Raw genomic sequence first — 19,333 nt, 5'->3', positions numbered from 1 at the left:
AGCCCCATGGAAGCCGCCAGGGAAGCAGGCACCGGCAGGCCCGCGAACGGCGCCGCGCCGGACTTCCTCGCGCACTGGGTCGTCAAGACCGCCCGCCGCGACGAGATGATCGCCTGGTACCGCGAGGTCTTCGGCGCCCGCGTGGTCCACCGGGACCGGCAGGTCACCTTCCTCAGCTGGGACCACGAGCACCACCGGCTCGCGCTGATCGCGGTGCCGCGGGTGCTGCGGTACCTGTTCCCGTTGGCCCGGCTGCGGCGCAAGGTCCTCGGGATCGACCACCTCGCCGTCCAGTTCGCCTCGCTCGAACGCCTGCTCACCACCCACGAGCGGCTGGCGGGGGCGGGCATCCACCCGGTCTGGGCCATCAACCACGGGCCGACCACCTCGCTGTACTACGAGGACCCCGACGGCATCCGCCTGGAGTTCCAGGTGGACAACTTCCCCACCGTCGAGGCCACCGCCGCCCACTTCGCCGGCGAGCAGTTCGCCGCCAACCCGATCGGCGTCGAGTTCGACCCCGCCTACCTGCTCGACCGGCTGCGCCGCGGCGACGACCCCACCGAGCTGCTGCGGCCCGGCGCGGGCACCCGGCCCGGCACCACGCCGCGGTCGGGCAGGCGGGCCATCACCTGGAGGACCCTGTAGGCCATGCGCACCGCACCGGTCGTGATCGCGGGCGCGGGCCCGACGGGGAGCACCCTCGCACTGCTGCTGGCCCGCCACGGCGTCGCCAGCACGGTGCTCGAACGCCGCGAGCGGCCCCTGGTGCACCCGGCGGCCCACGTCGTCAACGCCCGCTCGCGCGAGATCTGGCAGCACGCCTCGCCCCGGCTGGCCGCAGAGGTCACCGCGCTGGCGCCGCCCAACGACACGGTCAGCGTCATCCGCTGGTGCTCCCGGCTCACCGAGCCGCTCGGCGAGATCGACCTGCTGTCCGAGCCCGAGCGCCTCGCCGAGGTCCAGGGGCACAGCCCGTTCCTGGTCACCCACATCGGCCAGCACCAGCTCATGCCCGTGCTGTGGGCGGCGCTGGAGCGGGAGCCGCTGGTCGACTTCCGCCGCGGTGCCGCGATCACCGCGGTCGAGCCGGGCGCCGACCGGGTCGTCGTGCGCACCGAGGGCTCCGCGCACGCGCTGGACGCCGCTTACCTGGTCGCCGCTGACGGCGCCAACAGCGCGGTCCGCGACAGCGCGGGCATCCCGCTGCGGGGCCCGGTCCTGGCGAACATGGGCAGTGTCTTCTTCCACGCCCCCGGGCTGCACCCGCCCGGCACGGTCCGCCCGCTGCTCAGCTGGATCTACCAGCCCTCCTTCTGCGGCGTCATGATCGCCCACGCGGACGGCGACTACATCCTGATGACCGCCTACCTCCACCCGGGGCAGGAGATCGCCAGGGACGGCCTGCGCTACTGGGACCGGGTCCTCCCGGAGGCGCTGGGCAGCACCGAGTTCACCATCCGGTCCACCGGCACGTGGACGATGACCTCCCAGACGGCCAGTGCCTTCCGCCAGGGTCGCCTGCTCTTGGCGGGCGACGCGGCGCACCGCTTCCCGCACACCGGCGGCTTCGGCCTCAACAGCGGCGTGCAGGACGCCCACAACCTCGCCTGGAAGCTCGCCGCTGTGCTCGATGGGGGCGCCGACGACGCCTTGCTCGACACCTACGAGCCCGAGCGCAGGCCCGTCGTCGAACGCTTCGCGGAGCAGAGCGTCGCCAACCACTTCCACCTGGACAAGGTGACCGCGCCCGTGGGGATCACCAACCGCGTGGTGCGGCAGGCGACCGAGGCACTCACCCGGCCGCCGCTGTCCCTGGTGCCTGCTCGCGCCCTGGCCTGGGCCTGCGACCGCCTCACCCCGCTCCAGCTCAAGCGCACCGCGGTGCTGCTCGCGGATTCCGCGCGCGGTAGGCGGGTCCGGGCGCGGGTGGCCGCCGAGATCCCTGGCCAGCTGGAGCACTTCGTCTCCACCGGGCTGGAGTTCGGCTACACCTACGACGGTCCGCTCATCGACGCCGGAACCTCTCCGCCGGTCGAGGACGACGTGGTCATCTACCGCCCCACCACCCGTCCAGGCGCCCGCCTCCCCCACGCCGTCGTCCTGCACGACGGTACCCCGCGCCCGGTCCACGACCTGCTCCGGCACGACGGGCTCGCCCTCGTCACGCCAGACCCGGGGGCGTGGGAGCGCGCGCTGCGGGAGCGGCCTGTCGGGAGCCCCCTGCCGGTGCGCGTCGTCGGTCTCGTCTCCGCGTCCCCGGCGGAGGACAGCAGGCTGGTCGAGCTGTTCGAGGTCGGCTCGCACGGCGCCGTCCTGGTGCGGCCGGACGGCCACGTCGCCTGGCGCACCACCGGCACGGCTGAGCAGGCGACGTCCGAGCTGGACCGGTTCCTGCGCGAACGCTGGCAGCCCTACTGGAAGGCGGCCCGGGCCGCTGGCGCCCTACCGGCCGTGAGCCGCCCGAGCGTTGAGCAAGGCTGAGCACCACAGGAATGGGAGTTCGATGGCTTTCCGACCGTCACGGTCCCTGGTCACCGGCGCCAGTTCGGGCATCGGGGTGGCGTTCGCGCGGGAGTTGGCCGCGCGCGGCTCAGACCTCGTCCTCGTCGCGCGGCGGGAGGAGAGGCTGGAACGCCTCGCGAGCGAGTTGAGGACGGCACACGGGATCACCTGCGAGACAGTTGCGTTCGACCTGTCGGTCGACCGGGCGGGGGCAGCCCTGCGCGCGCAGGTCAGCGGCGATTTCGACCTGGTGGTCAACAACGCGGGCTTCGCCGCGCAAGGCCCGTTCCTGACTGGCAGCGGCGAGGAGTTCGCCCGGGTGATCGCCGTGGACGTCCGGGCCGTGGTGGACGTGTGCCGCGAGTTCTTGCCCGCGATGGTCAAGCGGGGACGCGGCGCCATCGTCAACGTCTCCAGCACCACCGCGTTCCAGCCGGTCCCCTCGCTCGCCGTCTACTCGGCGGCCAAGGCCTTCGTGCAGAGCTTCTCCCAGTCGTTGTGGTACGAGGCGAAGGAGAATGGCGTGACGGTGTTCGCCCTGGCCCCGGGACCCACGCGGACCGAGTTCTTCGAGGTCATCGGCGAAGGCGCGGCGGTGGCCGGGCGGATGCAGACCGCGGAGCAGGTGGCGGCCACGGGGATGCGAGCCCTCGACCGCCGGTCGACCCCGCCCTACGTCGTCTCCGGCGTCGCGAACTCGTGGACGGCGCGGCTCGCGGGACTGGTCCCCCGCAGGCTGCTGATCCCGATCGTGGCCCGCATCCTGCATCCGCTGCCGCCGCAGTGAGGATCGCCGGAACAACGCCGTCGCACCACACCCCACCACGTCCGGAATCGTCGTCAGGATGGTCGTCATGATCTTGGTCACCAGTGCCGCGGGCGGTGTCGGGCGCCCGCTGGTCCGCAGCCTCCGCGCCCGCGGGTTGGACGTGCGCGCGTTCGTCAAGGACGACGCCCAGGCCCAGTTGTCCCGCGACGATGGGGCGACCGAGGTCGTGGTGGGCGACCTGCGCAGCCGCGCGGACCTCGACAGGGCCGTGACCGGCGCGAAGCAGGTGTACCACGCCGCTCCGACGCAGCTCATCGACGAGGTGCCGATCGCCCACACCCTCGTCGAGCTCTGCACGGCCCGCGACGTGCAGCACCTCGGTTTCCACTCGGTGATCCACCCCGACATCGACGCGCTGGTCCACCACCACCAGAAGCTCCTGGTCGAGCGGGTGCTGCGCGATTCGGGTCTGCCGGTGACCATCCTGCGCCCGTCCCACTACATGCAGAACTACCTGGAGTTCTGGGAGTTCATCCTGGCGGGTCTCATGCCCTACCCGGTGTCCCCCACCAGCGTGATGGGCATGGTCGACGTCGAGGACGTCGCCGAAGCGGCCGCCACCGTGCTGAGCGCCCCGGACGAGCACGTGGGCAAGACCTACGACCTCTCGGCGCAGGCACTCGACCGCAACGAAATGGCACAGGTCTGGAGCCGCGTGCTGGGGCACCCGGTGGCCGCTATCCGCCTGCCGCCCAACACCGTCGACAACCCCCTTGCCGCCGCACCGGCGCTGGGTCCCGCCGTTGTCCGGTCGCTGCTCAACACCAAGCTCAACGCGCTGCCCCACCTCGTCCGCGGGATCCGGGACTCGTCAAATGCCCGCGGCATTCGGAGCTGGCCGCCCGAGGCGCGCAGCGCGTACGTCGGGATGATGACGTACTACGACTCCAACGGCCTGCCGGTCGGCAACATGGACGACCTTCCGCAACTCCTCGGCCGCACACCCACGAGCTACGAGGACTTCGCGAAGCGCGTGGCAGCGACAAGGAAGGGCAGCCGCTGAGGCGATCGTTCCGAATGGTCATCCCCCAGGGGCATTCGCTGTCAGAAGGTCAGCACGACTTTGCCGAGCAGGCCGCCCTGCTCGGCCCGTCGGTGGGCCTGGTGCGACTGGTGGATCGGGAACTGAGCGCCGATTCGCAGGCGTAGCGCCCCGGCGTCGACCAGTGCGGCGAGTCGGGACAGGCCCGCGCCGTCCTGCTCGACGTAGTTGGGGCCAGCGTCGAGCGTGCGGCTGGCGAGTCCGTCGGGCACGGTGTCGGCGCCGACGGTGAGGTACTTGCCGCCGTCCTTCACCGCCTGCGGGACGTGGACCCCGGCTGTGTCGAAGACGGCGTCGTAGCACCCCAGCTCGCCCGTCTGGTCGGTGGCGGTATCGGCACCGAGGCGGCGGGCGGCGTCGACGTGTTCCGGTCGGGACACGAGGCCGTGGACGGTGATGCCGTCGTGCGCGGCGAGCTGGACGGCCAGGCCGCCCACCGCTCCGGCCGCACCGGTGACCAGGAGCGTCTGCCCCGCTGTGAGCCGCAGGCGGTCCATCACCTGCAACGCGGTGAGGCCTGCCAGGGGCAACGTCGCGGCTTCGGACAGGCTGACCGACGCCGGGGCGACGGCGAGCAGGTCCGCGGGCAGCGAGACGATGTCGGCCCAGGTGCCCCGGCCGGTGGCGAACTGCGCGGACATCGCGATCACCCGGTCGCCGGTGCTGAAGCCGGGGTGGTCGCTGGCGAGGACGACCCCGGCGAGGTCCCAGCCGAGGGTCATCGGCAGGCGCTCGGGTCCGGCCATGGCCCTGGTCTTCGAGTCCACCGGGTTGATGCTGCTGGCGATGGTGCGGATGAGGACCTCGCCGTCCGCCCGGGCTGGGGCCGGGAGTTCGCGAACCGTCAGCGCGTCGGGACCACCGGGTCGGTCGAGTTGGATGGCGCGCATCACGCCTCCTGCGGTGTGGGCGGCGGATGGGGTCGTTGCGGGTGCCATGCGAAGGACCCTAAAGTTTCACATGGGTGTGAGAGTCAACGCGGTGTGACGGGAGTCGCGGTGTCGGCGCGGACGATCAGGATCGGCGAGCTGTCTCGGCGCAGCGGCGTGAGCCAGCGGCTGCTGCGCTACTACGAGGAGCAGGGGCTGCTCCGGCCGCAGCGCCGACCGAGCGGGTACCGGGAGTACCTGTCCACCGATGTCGACGTGGTGCGCCGCATCCGCGGGCTGTTGGCCGCCGGGCTGTCCACCGCGACGATCTCGTCGGTGCTGCCGTGCATCCGCGAGGACGACGAGCGGCTGGTGCCGACCTGCCCGGACCTCGTCGCGCAACTGCGCCAGGAGCGCGACCGCATCGACCAGGTCATCCTGGACCTCACCACGTCCCGCCAGATCCTGGACGCCGTGATCACCGCGGCCCCGGCGACCTGAGCCGGGCACGCAGCCACTTCGTCGGACCGACCGCCGAAGCCCCCGGCCACCTACCCGCGCGGGCCCTACGCCTCGGTGTCGCGAGCGTCCCGGTGTTGAGCGGTGCGCCGGTCGTGGAGGACACCTGCGTGACGATCCGCGCCGCGCGAGCGATGGTGAGCGCGTGGGTGATGTCCGCCCACCCGGTCACCACAGCGGGAGCAGCAACGAACCGGCTGCCAGCCGGGCTGGCTCGACGCGGTCTGGGGGCTAGCGCAGGTATCGGAGGGCCCGTTGGGCGGCGTGGGCGCCGCACATGCCGTGCGCCCCGGGTCCGGGCGGGGTCGCCGCGGAGCAGAGGAAGTGGCCTGGCAGGCCGGTGTCGTAGGGTTGCAGGGTCGTGCGAGGGCCGAAGACGAGCTGCCGCACGTCCTTGGCGCCGGTGAGGATGTTCCCGTCGTGGAAGTTGGGGTTGTCCGCCGCGAACTGCGCGGGGGACGTGCTGGTGCTGGCCACGACGCGGTCGCGGAAGCCGGGGGCGAAGCGCTCGATCTGGGCGGTGATCGCCTCGGTGGCGTCGCCGGTCCAGCCGCGGGGGACGTGGGCGTAGGCGTAGAGCGGGTGGATGTCGCCCGCGGAGCGGCTGGGGTCGGCGAGGTACTGCTGGCCGACCAGGACGAAGGGGCGCTGGGGCATGCGCCCGGCGTGCACGTCGCGTTCGACCGCGGCGACCTCCTCGGCGCTCCCCGCCACGTGGACGGTGCCTGCCTTGCGCGCGTCGAGCGCGGTCCAGGGGACTCCGCCCTCGACGGCGTAGTCGACCTTGAAGGCTGCGTGGCCAGGGCGGAAGCGCCGGTAGGCGCGGGCGACGCGCGCGGGCAACCGGTCCCCCAGGACGTCGGCCAGGGCGGTCGGGGCGAGGTCCCAGACCACGACGTCGCTGGGGGGCAGCTGCGACGCCGTCCGGATCCGCACGCCGGTCTCGACCTTGCCCCCGAGGTCGAGGAGCAGGGCGGTCAGCGCGTCGGTGATCGACCTCGACCCGCCCTGGGCGACGGCCCACCCGTGCCGGTGCCCGGCGGTGACGATGCCCAGGCCGATGGCGGAGGACAGCGGCAGGTCCAGCGGTCGGAAGGCGTGCGCGGCCACGCCCAGCCACAGGGCGCGCGCCTGCTCGGTGCGGAACGCCCGCGCCAGGAGCGCCGCCGGTGCCAGCGTCGGGACGCCGAACCGGGCCAGGCGCACCGGGTGGTGGGGAACGCGCAGCAGCGGTCCCAGGATGTCGTCGCTGAGCGCGTCGTACCCGGCCACCGGCCGCTCGAACAGCGCCCGCCACCGGCCCTCGTCGCGGCCCAGTTCCACCGCGGTCCGCTCGACGGACTGGTGCAGGACGCCTGCGGTCCCGTCGTCGAGGGGGTGCGCGCAGTCGACCTCGGGGAGCAGCCAGCGCAGCCCGTACTCGTCGAGGCCCAGCTCGGAGAGGACCGGCGAGCCCACCGCCATGGGGTGCACCGCCGAGCAGTGGTCGTGCAGCAGACCGGGCACGAGGGCCTCGACGGTCCTGGTGCCGCCCCCGGTCGTCTCGGCCGCCTCAAGGACGGTGACCTCCAGCCCGGCGCGGGCCAGGACGGCCGCGGCGACGAGGCCGTTGGGCCCGCTGCCGACGATGGTGGCGGTCGTCATCTGGTGTTCTCCTCCGGCAAGACCTGCGGCCCACCGCGCGTCGGGGGTCGGGGGTCGCCCGACGCGCGGTGGGCCGCTCGTCAGGAAGTGGGCGCGGTCGGGCTCTCGACGTCCGCCGTCCCCGCCAACGCGGCGATCCCGGCTTCGGTGCGGCGCACGTCGTGCACGGGGTAGTCGCGCCCGTCGGTGGGCCAGGGCTGGCGTTCGCGCATCTGCGCCACGGTGACCGTACCCGTCTCCAGCAGGCCGAGCGCGGCGTCGTGGATCTCGTAGCGCTGGTCCTGGCGCTGGATCGGCTGTCCTTCGAGCGTCATGATCCGCACGTCGCCGGGGGCGAACCCGCAGCGCTCCTGGATGGCGTTGAGGAGCTGGGCGTTGTGCAGGTGCCCCTCACCGAAGTTCCAGCCGATCGCGAAGCCCGCGATCAACTCGCCGTCGATGACGACCACATCCGGGTCGTCGCCCGCGACCCTGTCCACGAGCCCGTTGTGGGCGCGGCCGTGCGAGTGCATCGCCCGCCAGCTCTGCGCCTTGCCCGCCATGAGGACGGCCGTGCGCGGGTCGTAGAGGCGCGCCAGCTGCTCGGTGGGCAGGGTGCAGCTGGTGGTGAGGGCCTCGGACATCCGCGCCAGGGCCGCCGGGCGGAACATCCAGCTGCTCGTCGCCCAGTTGCCCGCGTAGTACCGCATGGCGGGCAGGAACGACACGAGGTCGGGCCGCACGTTGCCCAGCAGCGGCAGCACCACCAGGCTCGGGAGCAGCACCGCCAGCAGCCACGGGTTCTCCAGCTGCCACACCGTCTGGTCGCCGTGGGCACCGAAGAGGTAGAACAGCGAGAAGATGAAGAAGACGTTCCACTCCAGCGGCACGCCCATGGGGATGGTCGAGAGGATGTGGAGGTGGAACAGCGCCATGTAGATCAGCGCCGCCCACGTCAGGGGCCCGCCGTCGCCGAAGAAGACCAGGAACAGGGGCACGCCGTACTCGGTGGCCGTGCCGACGTGCGCCAGCACCGAGGGCACCCAGGACGGGCGCAGGTCGTTCGGGAAGTCGCGGTACATCAGGCGCTTGACCGCCCGGAACCGCATGAAGGGCGCGTTGCTCATCATCACGGCCACCACGTACGGGAAGTGGTGGTTGAGCTTGGAGGTCGCCGCACCCCACCACAGCGCGAGCATCACCAGCTTGAAGCCGACGAGCTGGTCGCCGTAGGCGAAGAAGAAGATGAACAGCGACAGCCAGTACTGCTCACCGCGCGCCGCGAGGAAGATCGTCTTGTCGCGCAGGCCCAGCACGGCCAGCGCCACGATGAGCGGGACGACGGTCAGCGGGTCGAGGAGCCCCACGCCCTCTGCGCCCGCGACCTCCTGGCCCCCCGGTTGCAAGAGGGCGTACACCGCGGACAGCAGCACGACCAGGTAGACCGCGACGTCGAAGACCGTGCGCCTGCTGCCCTTGGTCAGGGGGACCCGGTTGGGCCACGGTGGCAGCCGGATCGTGCCCGGCCGCACCCAGTACAGGATCGAGCCGATGGGAGGCATGAACCGGGAGGACAGCGGCCCGGAGCCGCACCCGAGCCCGATCACCTCGTACAGCAGCGTCCAGACGACGAGCTTCTGGTAGACGATGCCCTCGTCCCACCACGAGGCGATGTCGCCGAGACCGCCGATGCCCGGTGTCGCGGCGACGAACAGGAGCGCGCCGCCCGCGTAGATGACGAGCTTGAGCAGGTAGAAGCTGTACACCGACTGCGGGCTGCCGAAGCCGTGGTCGACCCAGTGGCGGGTCAGCACCTGCAGGCGCTCAGCGCGAGAGCGCTGCTGCCACTCGGTCATGTCCTGGACGTCGGGCAAGGTGGGTTTCAGCAATCCCATGGGAACAACCTCGTTGTCGTGGTGTGTGGGACGAGCGCGTCACCGCCCCGGGTGCTCTGCGCCGGGGGTGCTGCGCCGGGGGTGCTGCCGGGTCAGGCGGTGATCGGGGCCGCGCGGGCGCGCAGGGCGGGCTTGTCGATCTTCCCGACCTGGTTCTTGGGCACCTCGGCCACGAGGTCGACGCGCGAGGGCACCTTGTACGCGGCGAGCCGCTCGCGCAGGAAGTCGGTCAGCTCCTCGGCCGTGGTGGTGGCGGCACCGCGCAGGGACACCACCGCCACCGGGACCTCGCCCAGCACCGGGTCGGGGACCCCGATGACAGCGGCCTCGAACACCTCCGGGTGCTCGTGCAGGACCGTCTCGATCTCCTTGGGGTAGATGTTCTCGCCACCCCGGATGATCATGTCCTTGATCCGGTCGACCAGGACGAGGTAGCCGTCCTCGTCGAACCGGCCGACGTCCCCGGTGTGCAGCCAGCCCCCGCGCAGCGCCTCGTCCGTGGCTTCCGGCCGGTTGAGGTAGCCCTTCATCACCGTCGGGCCGGACACGACGACCTCGCCGGTCTCGCCTGGCGGGAGCAGCGTGCCGTCCTCGGCCATGACCGCCACCCGCTGACCGGGCATCGGCAGGCCGACCGTGCCCGGCTTGCGCGTGCCGCGCACGGGGTTGAGCGTGGACCCGCAGGTGGCCTCCGACAGCCCGTACCCCTCCACCAGGGTGACGCCGTAGCGCTTCTCGACCGCGCTGATCAGGGGGGCGGGCATCGGCGCCGCGCCGCAGACGACGAAGCGCAGCGAGGAGGTGTCCGGCATCTGGTCGTCGGGCAGGTTCGCCAGCATCGCGAAGATGGCGGGCACGCCGGAGAAGTAGGTCGGCCGGGCGCGCTCCACCGAGGTGAAGAAGCTGCGGGCGCTGAACTTGCCCACGATCGTCGTGCGGCCACCGGCGCGCAGCGGGGTCAGGACGCTGACCACGATGCCGTTGACGTGGAACAGCGGCAGGATCAGCAGGCAGTGGTCGTCGGCGCCGATCCCGGTCGCCAGCAGCGACGACTCGGTCATCGCGTCGAGGTTGGCGTGGGTCAGCAGCACCCCCTTCGGGCGACCGGTGGTGCCGCTGGTGTAGATGATCAGCGCGATGTCCTCGTCCTCGGCGGCCACGGCCTCGGTCGAGCCGCCCGGGGTGCCCGTGGTGAGCTGGTCGACCGGCACCACCACCGGCCCGTCCGCGGGCGCGTCGTCGAGATGGTCGGTGACCAGCACCGCCGCCCCGGAGTCGGTCAGCTGGTAGGCGGTCTCGGCGGCCGTGAGGGCGGGGTTGACCGGGGTGAGGGCGGCGCCCAGCCGCCACGCGGCGAACATCGCCACCACCAGCTCGACCCGGTTGGTCAGCTTCACCGCGACGACGCCCCCGGCGCGCACCCCGGCGTCGCGCAGCCGGTCGGCGGCGGCGCCGACCATGGTCGCGAAGTCGTCGTTGGACACGGCCGGGTGCCCGTCGTCGGCGAGGGCAGGCGCGTCCGGCGCGGTGCGGCGGCGTTCCTCGGGCAGCAAGGCGAAGTGCATGAGACCGGTCCTCGTCGTCGGGGACCCGCCCGATCGGCAGGTCACCGGACCGTACGAGCGGGGCTGTGGTGCACACCACGGCACGCGCTCCGAACATCATCGGCGCCTTCGTGCACTCTGCACAAAACGGCTGGTCAGGCCAGGACCGCTGCTCCGAGCCACCGCGCGGCGTCCAGGGCGGTCTGCAGGTCGTGCGCCGGGTCGGGCAGCGCCTGCCCGGGCAGCAGCTCCACCGCCCGCTCGACCCGGTACTGCACCGAGTTGCGGTGCATGGTCAACGCCGCGGCCGTCGCCGTCACGCTGCCGCGGGCGCACAGGTAGGCCCACAGCGTCTCCCGCAGGACCTCGACGCGGGAGTCCGACCCGGCCAGCTCGCCCAGCTGCCGCCGCACGAACGCCCGCACCTCGTCGACGTCGTGCACCATCAGCGCGAGGGGGGTCAGCTCGCTGAAGCGGGCCCAGCCGGGCCGCCCGTCGACCCCGGCGGGCGCGCCGCCCTCCCCCGTGGTGAGCACGAGCCGCACGCGCTCGGCCTGGCGGTAGGAGCGGCGGAACCCCTCGACGCCGGGCTCGGCGTTGCCGATGGCCACCAGGGCGGGGGGCAGGCCGCCCGCGGCGATGGTCGTCTCGGCCGGGTCGGACACGGTCAACCACACCGCGGTCACCCCGTCGCCCAGCTCGACGGCCAGGTGCGCCCGCGCCCGCGACCCCAGGCGCAGGGCCTCCACGACGGCGTCGGCGGCGCGCGGGACGCCCGTCGTCTGGACGAGCACGCAGCGGTGGACGCCGTCGAAGCCGTACCCGAGGACGCGTTCGGCCTGCTCGGCGGTGATGGGCTTGCGGTCGAGCAGGTCACCGACCACGCGCCGCCGCAGCCCCTGGCTGCCCGACAGCCACGCCTCCCGCTCCACCTCGTACGCGCGCGCGACCTGCGAGGTCACCTCGTCGAGCCAGGTCGTGTTCCGCCGGACCAGCACGGCGACCACCTCGGTGCGCACGTCCGCGCGGACCTGCGCCCCGAACTGGAAGATCAGGTCGGTGGAGCGGGAGTGCCCGACCCAGTAGGCGCGGATCAGCGCGGACAGCGGCACGCCGTTGCGGGCCAGCGCCCGGGCGTAGGACAGCGCGGAGTCGGGGGCCTCCACCGATCCCGGCTCACCGTCGTGCATGAGCGAGTTCATCCCGCTGACGACGTTCTCCGACACGCTCGCCTTCAACAGCCGCACGATCGCGGCGTCGTGGTCCAACTCGGGGATCCGCGCGCGCATCTCGTCGATCAGGACCGCGATGAACTCCTCGCGGGTGTCGAGGAGACGCCCGACGATCGAGGCCGCGTCGTCATCGCTCACCGGTCCATCGTAGTCATCGGCACCTCGGGGACCACCGGGAGCGCAGGCCTAGGGCCTGTCCTCAAAGCCTGCTCTGTGAGAGTCGTGATCAGATCGGACGCAGGCGGTGCCCGGACGAGGGACCTCGTACTGGATGTACTCGGTTCCTCGTCCGGTGCCGCCTGCGTTCGATCTGGCGCGGCTATCGCTGGGCGAGGCTGTGAGGACAGGCCCTAGATCGCCCGCAAGTAGCGGCTCGTCATCGCGTCCTGCACCAACCTGGTGACGGGCCCACCGGCACGCGCCACCAGCGAGGCGTGCCGGGAGAAGGCCACGATCTCGAACAGGACGCCCGCGTCGGTCTTCGACAGCACGAACCGCTCCTCCCCGCGCTCAGGATGACCGGGCAGCGTCCCGTAGGCGAACCCGCACACGTCGTCCTCCTCGACGGTATAGACCACCCTGCACGGGACCGAGAAGACGAACGCGAACCGCATCGTCACGTCGACCCCGGCTTTCGCGCGAGGAGCGGAGGCGGTCACGGCCAACCCGGCGCGCTCGTGCACCTTCCACCCCATCAACAGCTCGGAAGCCTCCGCGAAGGTCCTCCCCGGAGCCAACAGCCGCGACCGGCGAACCGTGCGATACCCGTCAGGCAGCGCTGAGGCCGTCGCCCCCACTTCCGGGTAGGTGAAACCGCGGCTGTCCGGAGAAGGTTTGTTCACACCTCGACTATAGGCCGATCTCGGTGACGGGCTTGTCGACCAGTCTCAATCCACTTGCGACACTTTGTCCGCTCAGGGTTTCGGCAAACGGTAGAGCCGCTAGATCGGCCAGCCGAGCGCGGCGAAGGTGGTTCCGGTGGTGTGGGCGCGGATCCCGGCCAGCGGGTAGGGGATGACGTTGTCGGGCAGGTCGTCGAGGGCGAACCAGTCGATGCCCCCGCACTTGTCGGGTTCCCGGTTGGTGGGTGTTCCCGTCCAGCGCCGCGCGTGGAAGAAGACGCCCAGTCGCGGGGTCGGGCCGGAGTCAGCGACGTGGAGCACCGCCGAGTGGTGGAGGTCGGCCGGGTCGACGGTGACACCGACTTCCTCGAAGACCTCGCGGACAGCCCCCGCGGGCAGGGACTCGGAGGGGTCGAGCTTGCCGGAGGGCAGGTGCCACATCCCATCGCCGTACCCGCCACGGCGTCGGGTGAGCAGGACGTGGTCGTCCCGCAGCAGGAGAACGTGAACGTCGATCACGGTGTGCTGGTCTGGCATTGCCCGTCATGTCCCTGGTGGCGGTCGTCGCGGTAGTGGCAGGCTACCCGCGCTCAATCGCTGGCCGCCGAGCGGCCAACATGGCCTCCACCTGCGTGGTGATCACATCGCAGAGTCGGCGGATCGGGGTGCTGGTGGTGTCGAGGTGCAGGACCGGCACGCGCCTGGTCGACAGCCACGCGCCGACGTGGTCATACAAGTTGATTTCTTTGATGGTGGAGTCGACGCCCTGGTGGAAGCGGCTGTGCGCGCCGCGGGCCCGGACCCTGTCCGCCGCCTCGAACGGGTCGAGGGTGAGGACGACGGCGAGGTCGGGGAGGTCGACGTGGGCGTTGAGGGCTTCGAGGAAGTCGAGTGGCAGGCCGTCCATGCGCTGGAGGACCAGTGTGGAAGGCAGGTAGCGATCGCAGAGCACGAGGTGGCCGTCGTTGCGACGGGGCCGTAGTTCGGTGTCGAGGTGGTGGTAGCGGTCAGCGGCGACGAGACAGGCCAGGGCGTAACCGTGCAGGGTGTCCGCGTTCGCCCGTGCCAATGTGCCGATAGGGCCGTGGGAGGGCTCGGCGGTGGCGTGCACCCGGTGCCCGCGGTCGGCCAGGTAGCGGGCGAGTGCAGCGACCAAGGTGGACTTGCCCGCCCCGGCGGGCCCGTCGATGCTGATCAACAATCCCAGGTCGGTCATCACCGGGCACCTGCCTCGCGGGCGTGCTGGGCGCGGGTGAGTTCCAACAGGCGGGTGCGGACGTGGTCGATGGGAGCATCGCTGAGCTGGAGGTTGACGGTGAAGTTGAATTCGTCGCGGTCCAGCATCGAGTCTTCCCGGCCGTCGGCGGTGAGGTCGACCGGGGAGTAGTTGAGGAGTTGGTCGTCGGTGTAGCGGCCCGTGGCCTTGATGCGGTGCCAGTCGGGGGTTCCGGGGTAGGGGCGGTACTCGAAGGCCGAGACGCGGAAGCGGCCGGGCTGGTCGTCGGTGATGTCCCAGAGGCGGTGGGCCAAGCCGACGGTGGCGTCGATCTCAGCGGTTGTCTCGGTGGGCAGGCCGAGGATCAGGTACCCCTTGACGTTGATGCCGTGCTCGGTCAGCCGCCGCACGACCCGGGTCGTGGTCTGCGGGGTGATCCTCTTGTCGATCAGCTCCAGCATGCGCTCGCTGCCGGACTCGATACCCAACGCGACTTCACGCAGGCCGTTGGCGCGCAGCTCCGCGAGCACGTGGTCGGGCTCGCGATCGAGGACGTTGATCCTCCCGGTGGCGTCCCATGCGGCCCAGCGACCGACATCCTCCGCGGCGAAGGCGTCGCGCATGGAGTGGATGACCTTGCGGGCACCCAGGAACAGGTCGTCGACGAACCGGAAAGCGGTCACCCCTCGGGCATCGCGGAGTTGGTGCATCTCGGCGAGGATGTCGGTCGGGGTGCGGGTGCGGATGGTGACATCGGGATTGGCGCTGACTGCGGCGCCGCAGAACGAACAGTCGTAGGGGCAGCCACGGGCGCCGACCATGTTCGCCTCCCACCGGCCCTGGTCCAATCGCGGGTCCTGGGTGAGGAAGCGGCGGTCGACGAACGGCAAGGCGTTGACGTCGGGGGCCAGCAAGTGCCCCGTGCCGGGCTTGCCTCCGGTGACAGGGATGCGGGTGACGGGGTCCAGCCACATCACCCCGGGCAGGGTTGCGCGGTCGAGGTGGTCGTGCAGCAGGCGCACCACTCGGGTCTCGCCCTCGCCGAGGACCAGCGCCTCGCAGCGGGCCATCCGCGGGTCGGTGAGGATGCGCGCGGGCAGCGCCTTGGCCTGGTGGCCGCCGAGCATGAGCTTGATGGCGGGGTCGAGGGCCGCGGCGATCGTCGCGCTGACCTCGTAGGTGGGCGCCAGCAGGTTGAACCCGGCCCACCGCGGCGACACGGCGTTGACCAGGGCGGCGGTGTGGTCGATGCCGAGGCCGTGGGCCTCGGCGTCCAAGACTCCGACGTTGAACCCGGCCTCGGCGGCGACGGTGGCGATGTAGGCCATGCCCAGCACGGGCAGGGTGAAGTCGTTGACCCTTGGGCGCAGCGCGTAGTCGCGCAGCGGGGCGTTGACGAGGACGACGTCGACCGGGTGCGCCGGGTCGAGGCCGGCGATGAGGTCGAACGCAGTGGCGGTGGAAGGGCTAGACGGCGCCCCCAGTGGCATGACGGACTCCCCAGGCCAAGGTCAGCAATGTCAGGTCGGACAGGTGGTCCCCCGTCATCGATGCCCACCGGGCGGCGAAGGCCTTCTCGTCGGCGGGCCAGTCGATCGAGGGGGCGAGGCGGGCCGCCCAGGTGCGCACAGCCAGGTCGCCGTAGGGGTACAGGTCGAAGCGGTTGGTGTGATCAGCCACCGCGGCGCCCGCGGACCAGGGGCCGATGCGCGGGATCGTGCACAGCGCGGGCACGAGTTCGTCCGCAGGCAGAGCCGACCACTCCTCACCGCGCTTGGTGACCGCTTCGGCCGCGGCGCGCAGGGCGGTGCGGAAGAAGGTCATCCGCAGCCCGGCGAAGTCGGCGTCGGTCAGGCCCAGGACGACCTCCGGGCGGGGGAACGCCCACGCGGTACCCGCGTCCGTGCCCACCGGGGTCCCATGGGCTTGGCAGAGCGCTCGGTGCAGCTTGCGCGCCTGCGTCGCCTTGATGACCTGTCGCACCGCGGCGGTGCTGACCGACTCCCACAAGTCAGGGGTGCGGACCCGGACCACCGGGCCCGCCACCCGCAAGGGACCGGTCAGGACCGGGTCACCTCCGATCGCAGCCGGGTCGACGATGTCGACCCGGAGCGCACCGGCGTCGGGGCGGTGTCCCGCGCGGGCAACGACACCCACGGGCCCGTCAAGGGTGTGCACGGCCCGCACCCACGTGTCCGCCGCCGACGGCGACGGGCACCATGCCGGGTGGTCGGTCATCAGGGTCACAGCAGTCACCGGTGGTCCTCTCGACGTGCGGAGTCGCCGCATTGTCCTCACCCCCGCCGTGTCTCGAACGGGTGACCCGGCGCGCACCCCGAGTCGGCCTGGCTCGAAGTTAGGCGCGCGGGCGGGCCGGAAGCCAACGGGTGTGCCACCTCGGAGCAGGTGTGCCAATGCGGCACAACTGCTGGACAACGCCACCGGCAACCCGAGGTCGATGCGACAATCCCCGACAGGGTTGCCTGCTCGGACGCAAGGGGGTGGACGGTGGCGAACCCGTGGCCCGCGTCGGTGTGGGACGCCAGCCGCCGCGGCGACCGACCAGCCGTCCTGCGAGCGGCGCGCGAGCACCGCGGCTGGTCCCAAGCTGATCTGGGTGCGAGGTTCGGGTGCTCGCGCTCGGTGATCTCTCGGCTGGAGAACGGGCGCCGCGACGGCATCAACGACGTCGAGACCCTGCGCCGCCTCGCAGCAGTCCTCGAACTGCCCGCACGTGCGTTCGGCATCCTCGACACCCCGACCCCGCCCACGTCACCGGCACACCTGGGCGCCGGGAATACGCTGGGCCTCCACTCCACGGGGCCAGAGGGGGTCGATCCGGTGCGTCGCCGCGCGTTCCTGCTGACCGCGGGCATGGTCGGCGCCGCAGCCGCCGCGCCCCGCGCGTTGGCCGCCCCGGGAGACACCACCGTCCGCCTGGCCACCAGCCTGGAGGACGCGCTGATCCGGCCGCCGACCACAGCGCAGCCTGCCACAGCTCAAGCGCTCACCACCGCCCTGGCCTGCGCGCGAACCGATTTCCGCTCCTGCCGCTACCTCGACCTGGCCACCCGTCTCACCGACCTGATCGGCATCGCCGAGGCCACCGATCGACACGACGGCACCCCCACGACCGCCGCGCTGCTGGCCGCGACCTACAACCTCGTCACGCGCGTCCTGCTCAAATCCGACGCCAGCGGATCGGAGTGGATCGCCGCCGACCGGGCGATGCGCGCCGCGAACGCCGCGGGTGATCCGCTCGTGCTCGCAGAAGCCCACCGCATGCTCGGGTCGGCCTTCCGCCGCGCGGGCGACCACGACCGCGCGCAAGAACTCACCCTCGCCGCCGCCGACCACCTCGACGTCCGCACCCGCGCACCGCACCAGGGCCACCTGGCCCTGCACGGCCTGCTCATGTGCTCCGCCGGGTACGCCGCCGCCCGAGCCGGAGACCGGCACCGCGCGGTCGAACTCCTCGACGAGGCCCACTCCACCACAGCACGGCTCACCCCTCAGACACCAGCCCACGCCGAGCTGGCGGCGAACGTCCTCAGCCACCGCGTCTCCGCCCACTACCTGCTCGGCGATGCAGGAACAGCCCTCCATCACGCACACACCGCACCGGCACCGCGCTTCCCTGACACCGAACGCCATGCCCGCTACCTAGCCGACCTGGCGCTTTGCTTCAACCAATGGGACAAGCCAAACCAAGCCCACAAAGTGCTGGCGGCGATCGACGGCTTCGCACCCGACGAGATCCGAACCCGCAGCACCATCCGCCGCTTGGTCGGTGACCTCCTCGGCTCCTCCGGTATCACCGCCAAGCACGAACTTCGCGCTCTTGCCCATCGAGCAGGCATTCCCCACTAGCGGGGTCAGAAGGTGGAGGAGAGGACCACTGAGCCCTGCCCGTCCAGCACGACGAAGCCGGTGGCGGAGGTGCGCGGCAGGGAGGAGTTCAGGTTGCACACCATCGGTGCGGAGCCGGTGCCGATGAACTCGCCCGCGACTCGTTCGCCCTCGGTGGTGCCGCGGATGAGGACTCGGTAGCGGGTGCCGGGGGTGAAGCCGGAGCCGGTCAGCTTGATCTCCGTGCCCCAGGTGTGCGGGACGAGGTCTGCGCTGACCTGGAGGTCGGGGGTCGTGGTGGAGACGGCGACGTGTTCGAGGGGTAGGTCGGGGGGTTGGCCGAGCTGGTAGCCGACGGCCAGGGCGATCACGACCGCTGCTGCGGCGGCTGTGGCGGCCAGCGCTCGGCGGAGGTGGGGTGGGCGCGGGCGGCGGCGTTCGGCGCGGATCCGGGCGGTGATGCCGTCCCAGAGGTCGGGGGGCAGGGCGGGGGTGGGGAGGAGGCGGTCGGGGTCGACCCTGCGGAGGGGTTCGGCCAGTTCCGCGAGTTCGGTGAGCTCCGCGCGGCAGGTGGGGCAGCCGTCGAGGTGGGCTTGGACGGCGGTGCGTTCGGCGGGGGTGAGCTGGTCGAGGGCGAAGGCGCCCAGGGACTCGCGCAGGGCGCGGTGGTCGTCCGGCCTCACAGCTGCACCCCGATCTCGTCCATGGCCAACCTCAGCGCCTTGAGACCGTAGAAGACGCGGCTGCGCACCGTGCCCACGGGCACCCCCAGCTCGGCGGCGACCTGGTCGTGGGGCCTGCCGCGCAGGTAGGTCTCGACCAGGGCGGTGCGGTGCTCCTGGGACAGCCGCCGCAGGGCCTCCTCCAGCACCCAGCCGACGACGACGTCGTCGACGAAGTCGGCCTCGGACTCGGCCAGCGCCGAGAGCTCGTCGCCGGGGAGCAGGCGCAGGGGGCGGACCCGGCGGCCGCGCTCGTGGTCGATGACGGCGTTGCGGGCGATGGCGAACAGCCACACGCGCAGGCTGGCCACCTCCGGGTCGAACCGGTCGGCCGCGCGCCACGCGCGCAGGAACACCTCCTGCACCACGTCGCGGGCCGCGCCGTCGTCGCCCAGCTGGCGGCGGGCGTAGCGGTGCAGCTCGGCGGCGTGGGCGTCGTAGGCGGCGCGCAACTCGTCCTCCCTCGCCAGGTCGGGGCGGGCGCGGTCAGCGCCGCGCCGTCGCGTGCGGTCCACCGGCTCCTCCTGTCGGCCAGGGGTGGGTACGGGGCGGCAGGGCGCCGCGTTCACCCGAAAGTGGAGAAAAGTCCGGTGAACGCCGCGGTGTCCGCCTCCGTAGACATTCGGTGCCACGACGACCGGGGCTC

18 protein-coding genes are annotated in these 19,333 nt (G+C 72.0%); 6 read left to right on the top strand and 12 right to left on the bottom strand.

Features of this window, described 5'->3' with window-relative positions:
- Positions 1–6: 6 nt before the first annotated feature.
- From BJP25_RS06320 to BJP25_RS06305, 4 genes are all read left to right on the top strand, one after another.
- Positions 7–648, top strand: a complete 642-nt coding sequence (locus BJP25_RS06320) for a VOC family protein (RefSeq protein WP_075973808.1) — start codon at positions 7–9, stop codon at positions 646–648.
- A 3-nt stretch (positions 649–651) separates the two neighbouring features.
- Complete coding sequence (locus BJP25_RS06315; protein ID WP_075973807.1) at positions 652–2,484, top strand: FAD-dependent monooxygenase; 1,833 nt, start codon at positions 652–654, stop codon at positions 2,482–2,484.
- A gap of 22 nt (positions 2,485–2,506) precedes the next feature.
- A complete protein-coding gene (locus BJP25_RS06310) occupies positions 2,507–3,292 on the top strand; it encodes an SDR family NAD(P)-dependent oxidoreductase (protein WP_075973806.1) in 786 nt (261 codons plus the stop codon).
- Between the two features lie 67 nt (positions 3,293–3,359).
- Entirely contained in the window at positions 3,360–4,337 is a 978-nt protein-coding gene (locus tag BJP25_RS06305; protein ID WP_075974123.1) for an SDR family oxidoreductase, read from the top strand.
- A 41-nt stretch (positions 4,338–4,378) separates the two neighbouring features.
- Here the strand turns inward: BJP25_RS06305 and BJP25_RS06300 are convergent, their stop codons facing one another.
- Positions 4,379–5,266: an NADP-dependent oxidoreductase gene (locus BJP25_RS06300; RefSeq protein ID WP_075973805.1), complete on the bottom strand. Its 888-nt coding sequence runs from the start codon at positions 5,264–5,266 to the stop codon at positions 4,379–4,381.
- A 108-nt stretch (positions 5,267–5,374) separates the two neighbouring features.
- Between BJP25_RS06300 and BJP25_RS06295 the strand changes: the two genes are divergently transcribed.
- Positions 5,375–5,746: a MerR family transcriptional regulator gene (locus tag BJP25_RS06295; RefSeq protein WP_408607102.1), complete on the top strand. Its 372-nt coding sequence runs from the start codon at positions 5,375–5,377 to the stop codon at positions 5,744–5,746.
- A 249-nt stretch (positions 5,747–5,995) separates the two neighbouring features.
- Here BJP25_RS06295 and BJP25_RS06290 read toward each other — a convergent pair whose 3' ends face one another.
- The 9 genes from BJP25_RS06290 to BJP25_RS06250 form a co-directional block, all read right to left on the bottom strand.
- Positions 5,996–7,408, bottom strand: a complete 1,413-nt coding sequence (locus BJP25_RS06290; RefSeq protein WP_075973804.1) for a phytoene desaturase family protein — start codon at positions 7,406–7,408, stop codon at positions 5,996–5,998.
- A gap of 80 nt (positions 7,409–7,488) precedes the next feature.
- Positions 7,489–9,282, bottom strand: coding sequence for a DUF3556 domain-containing protein (locus BJP25_RS06285; protein WP_075973803.1), 1,794 nt, complete (start codon positions 9,280–9,282; stop codon positions 7,489–7,491).
- Positions 9,283–9,374: 92 nt separating this feature from the next.
- Positions 9,375–10,847, bottom strand: coding sequence for a class I adenylate-forming enzyme family protein (locus BJP25_RS06280; protein ID WP_075973802.1), 1,473 nt, complete (start codon positions 10,845–10,847; stop codon positions 9,375–9,377).
- Between the two features lie 134 nt (positions 10,848–10,981).
- Positions 10,982–12,196 carry a PucR family transcriptional regulator gene (locus BJP25_RS06275; protein WP_075973801.1) on the bottom strand — a complete coding sequence of 405 codons (1,215 nt, stop codon included), beginning with the start codon at positions 12,194–12,196 and terminating at the stop codon, positions 10,982–10,984.
- A gap of 212 nt (positions 12,197–12,408) precedes the next feature.
- Entirely contained in the window at positions 12,409–12,855 is a 447-nt protein-coding gene (locus tag BJP25_RS06270; RefSeq protein ID WP_233157951.1) for a DUF1990 domain-containing protein, read from the bottom strand.
- Between the two features lie 144 nt (positions 12,856–12,999).
- Complete coding sequence (locus BJP25_RS06265; RefSeq protein WP_332888627.1) at positions 13,000–13,419, bottom strand: NUDIX hydrolase; 420 nt, start codon at positions 13,417–13,419, stop codon at positions 13,000–13,002.
- Positions 13,420–13,480: 61 nt separating this feature from the next.
- Positions 13,481–14,116, bottom strand: a complete 636-nt coding sequence (gene tmk, locus BJP25_RS06260; protein WP_075974121.1) for a dTMP kinase — start codon at positions 14,114–14,116, stop codon at positions 13,481–13,483.
- On the bottom strand, positions 14,116–15,606 hold the full coding sequence (locus BJP25_RS06255; RefSeq protein ID WP_075973798.1) for a B12-binding domain-containing radical SAM protein: 1,491 nt from the start codon (positions 15,604–15,606) through the stop codon (positions 14,116–14,118). Before BJP25_RS06255 ends, tmk begins: the two co-directional genes overlap by 1 nt.
- Positions 15,584–16,027 carry a DNA glycosylase family protein gene (locus BJP25_RS06250; protein WP_198943360.1) on the bottom strand — a complete coding sequence of 148 codons (444 nt, stop codon included), beginning with the start codon at positions 16,025–16,027 and terminating at the stop codon, positions 15,584–15,586. The genes BJP25_RS06255 and BJP25_RS06250 overlap by 23 nt, the downstream gene beginning before the upstream one ends.
- Positions 16,028–16,624: 597 nt before the next feature.
- On the opposite strand from BJP25_RS06250, the gene BJP25_RS06245 reads away from it, so the two are divergent.
- Positions 16,625–17,986: a helix-turn-helix domain-containing protein gene (locus tag BJP25_RS06245; protein WP_075973796.1), complete on the top strand. Its 1,362-nt coding sequence runs from the start codon at positions 16,625–16,627 to the stop codon at positions 17,984–17,986.
- 5 nt (positions 17,987–17,991) lie between these two features.
- Here the strand turns inward: BJP25_RS06245 and BJP25_RS06240 are convergent, their stop codons facing one another.
- Positions 17,992–18,648 (bottom strand): anti-sigma factor family protein, encoded by a 657-nt coding sequence (locus tag BJP25_RS06240; protein ID WP_075973795.1) that lies wholly within the window; start codon positions 18,646–18,648, stop codon positions 17,992–17,994.
- Positions 18,645–19,202 carry a sigma-70 family RNA polymerase sigma factor gene (locus BJP25_RS06235; protein WP_075973794.1) on the bottom strand — a complete coding sequence of 186 codons (558 nt, stop codon included), beginning with the start codon at positions 19,200–19,202 and terminating at the stop codon, positions 18,645–18,647. The genes BJP25_RS06240 and BJP25_RS06235 overlap by 4 nt, the downstream gene beginning before the upstream one ends.
- Between the last annotated feature and the right edge of the window lie 131 nt (positions 19,203–19,333).

The organism is Actinokineospora bangkokensis, assembly GCF_001940455.1.
GTDB lineage: Bacteria > Actinomycetota > Actinomycetes > Mycobacteriales > Pseudonocardiaceae > Actinokineospora > Actinokineospora bangkokensis.
Note: the sequence above shows the minus strand (reverse complement) of the source record. Positions and strands in the feature narration are given on the sequence as shown.

Excerpts from the sequence above, each read along its gene's own strand:
- BJP25_RS06320 (WP_075973808.1), top strand. The coding sequence starts at position 7 with ATGGAAGCCGCCAGGGAAGCAGGCACCGGCAGGCCCGCGAACGGCGCC.
- BJP25_RS06315 (WP_075973807.1), top strand. The coding sequence starts at position 652 with ATGCGCACCGCACCGGTCGTGATCGCGGGCGCGGGCCCGACGGGGAGC.
- BJP25_RS06310 (WP_075973806.1), top strand. The coding sequence starts at position 2,507 with ATGGCTTTCCGACCGTCACGGTCCCTGGTCACCGGCGCCAGTTCGGGC.
- BJP25_RS06305 (WP_075974123.1), top strand. The coding sequence starts at position 3,360 with ATGATCTTGGTCACCAGTGCCGCGGGCGGTGTCGGGCGCCCGCTGGTC.
- BJP25_RS06300 (WP_075973805.1), bottom strand. The coding sequence starts at position 5,266 with ATGCGCGCCATCCAACTCGACCGACCCGGTGGTCCCGACGCGCTGACG.
- BJP25_RS06290 (WP_075973804.1), bottom strand. The coding sequence starts at position 7,408 with ATGACGACCGCCACCATCGTCGGCAGCGGGCCCAACGGCCTCGTCGCC.
- BJP25_RS06285 (WP_075973803.1), bottom strand. The coding sequence starts at position 9,282 with ATGGGATTGCTGAAACCCACCTTGCCCGACGTCCAGGACATGACCGAG.
- BJP25_RS06280 (WP_075973802.1), bottom strand. The coding sequence starts at position 10,847 with ATGCACTTCGCCTTGCTGCCCGAGGAACGCCGCCGCACCGCGCCGGAC.
- tmk (WP_075974121.1), bottom strand. The coding sequence starts at position 14,116 with ATGACCGACCTGGGATTGTTGATCAGCATCGACGGGCCCGCCGGGGCG.
- BJP25_RS06255 (WP_075973798.1), bottom strand. The coding sequence starts at position 15,606 with ATGCCACTGGGGGCGCCGTCTAGCCCTTCCACCGCCACTGCGTTCGAC.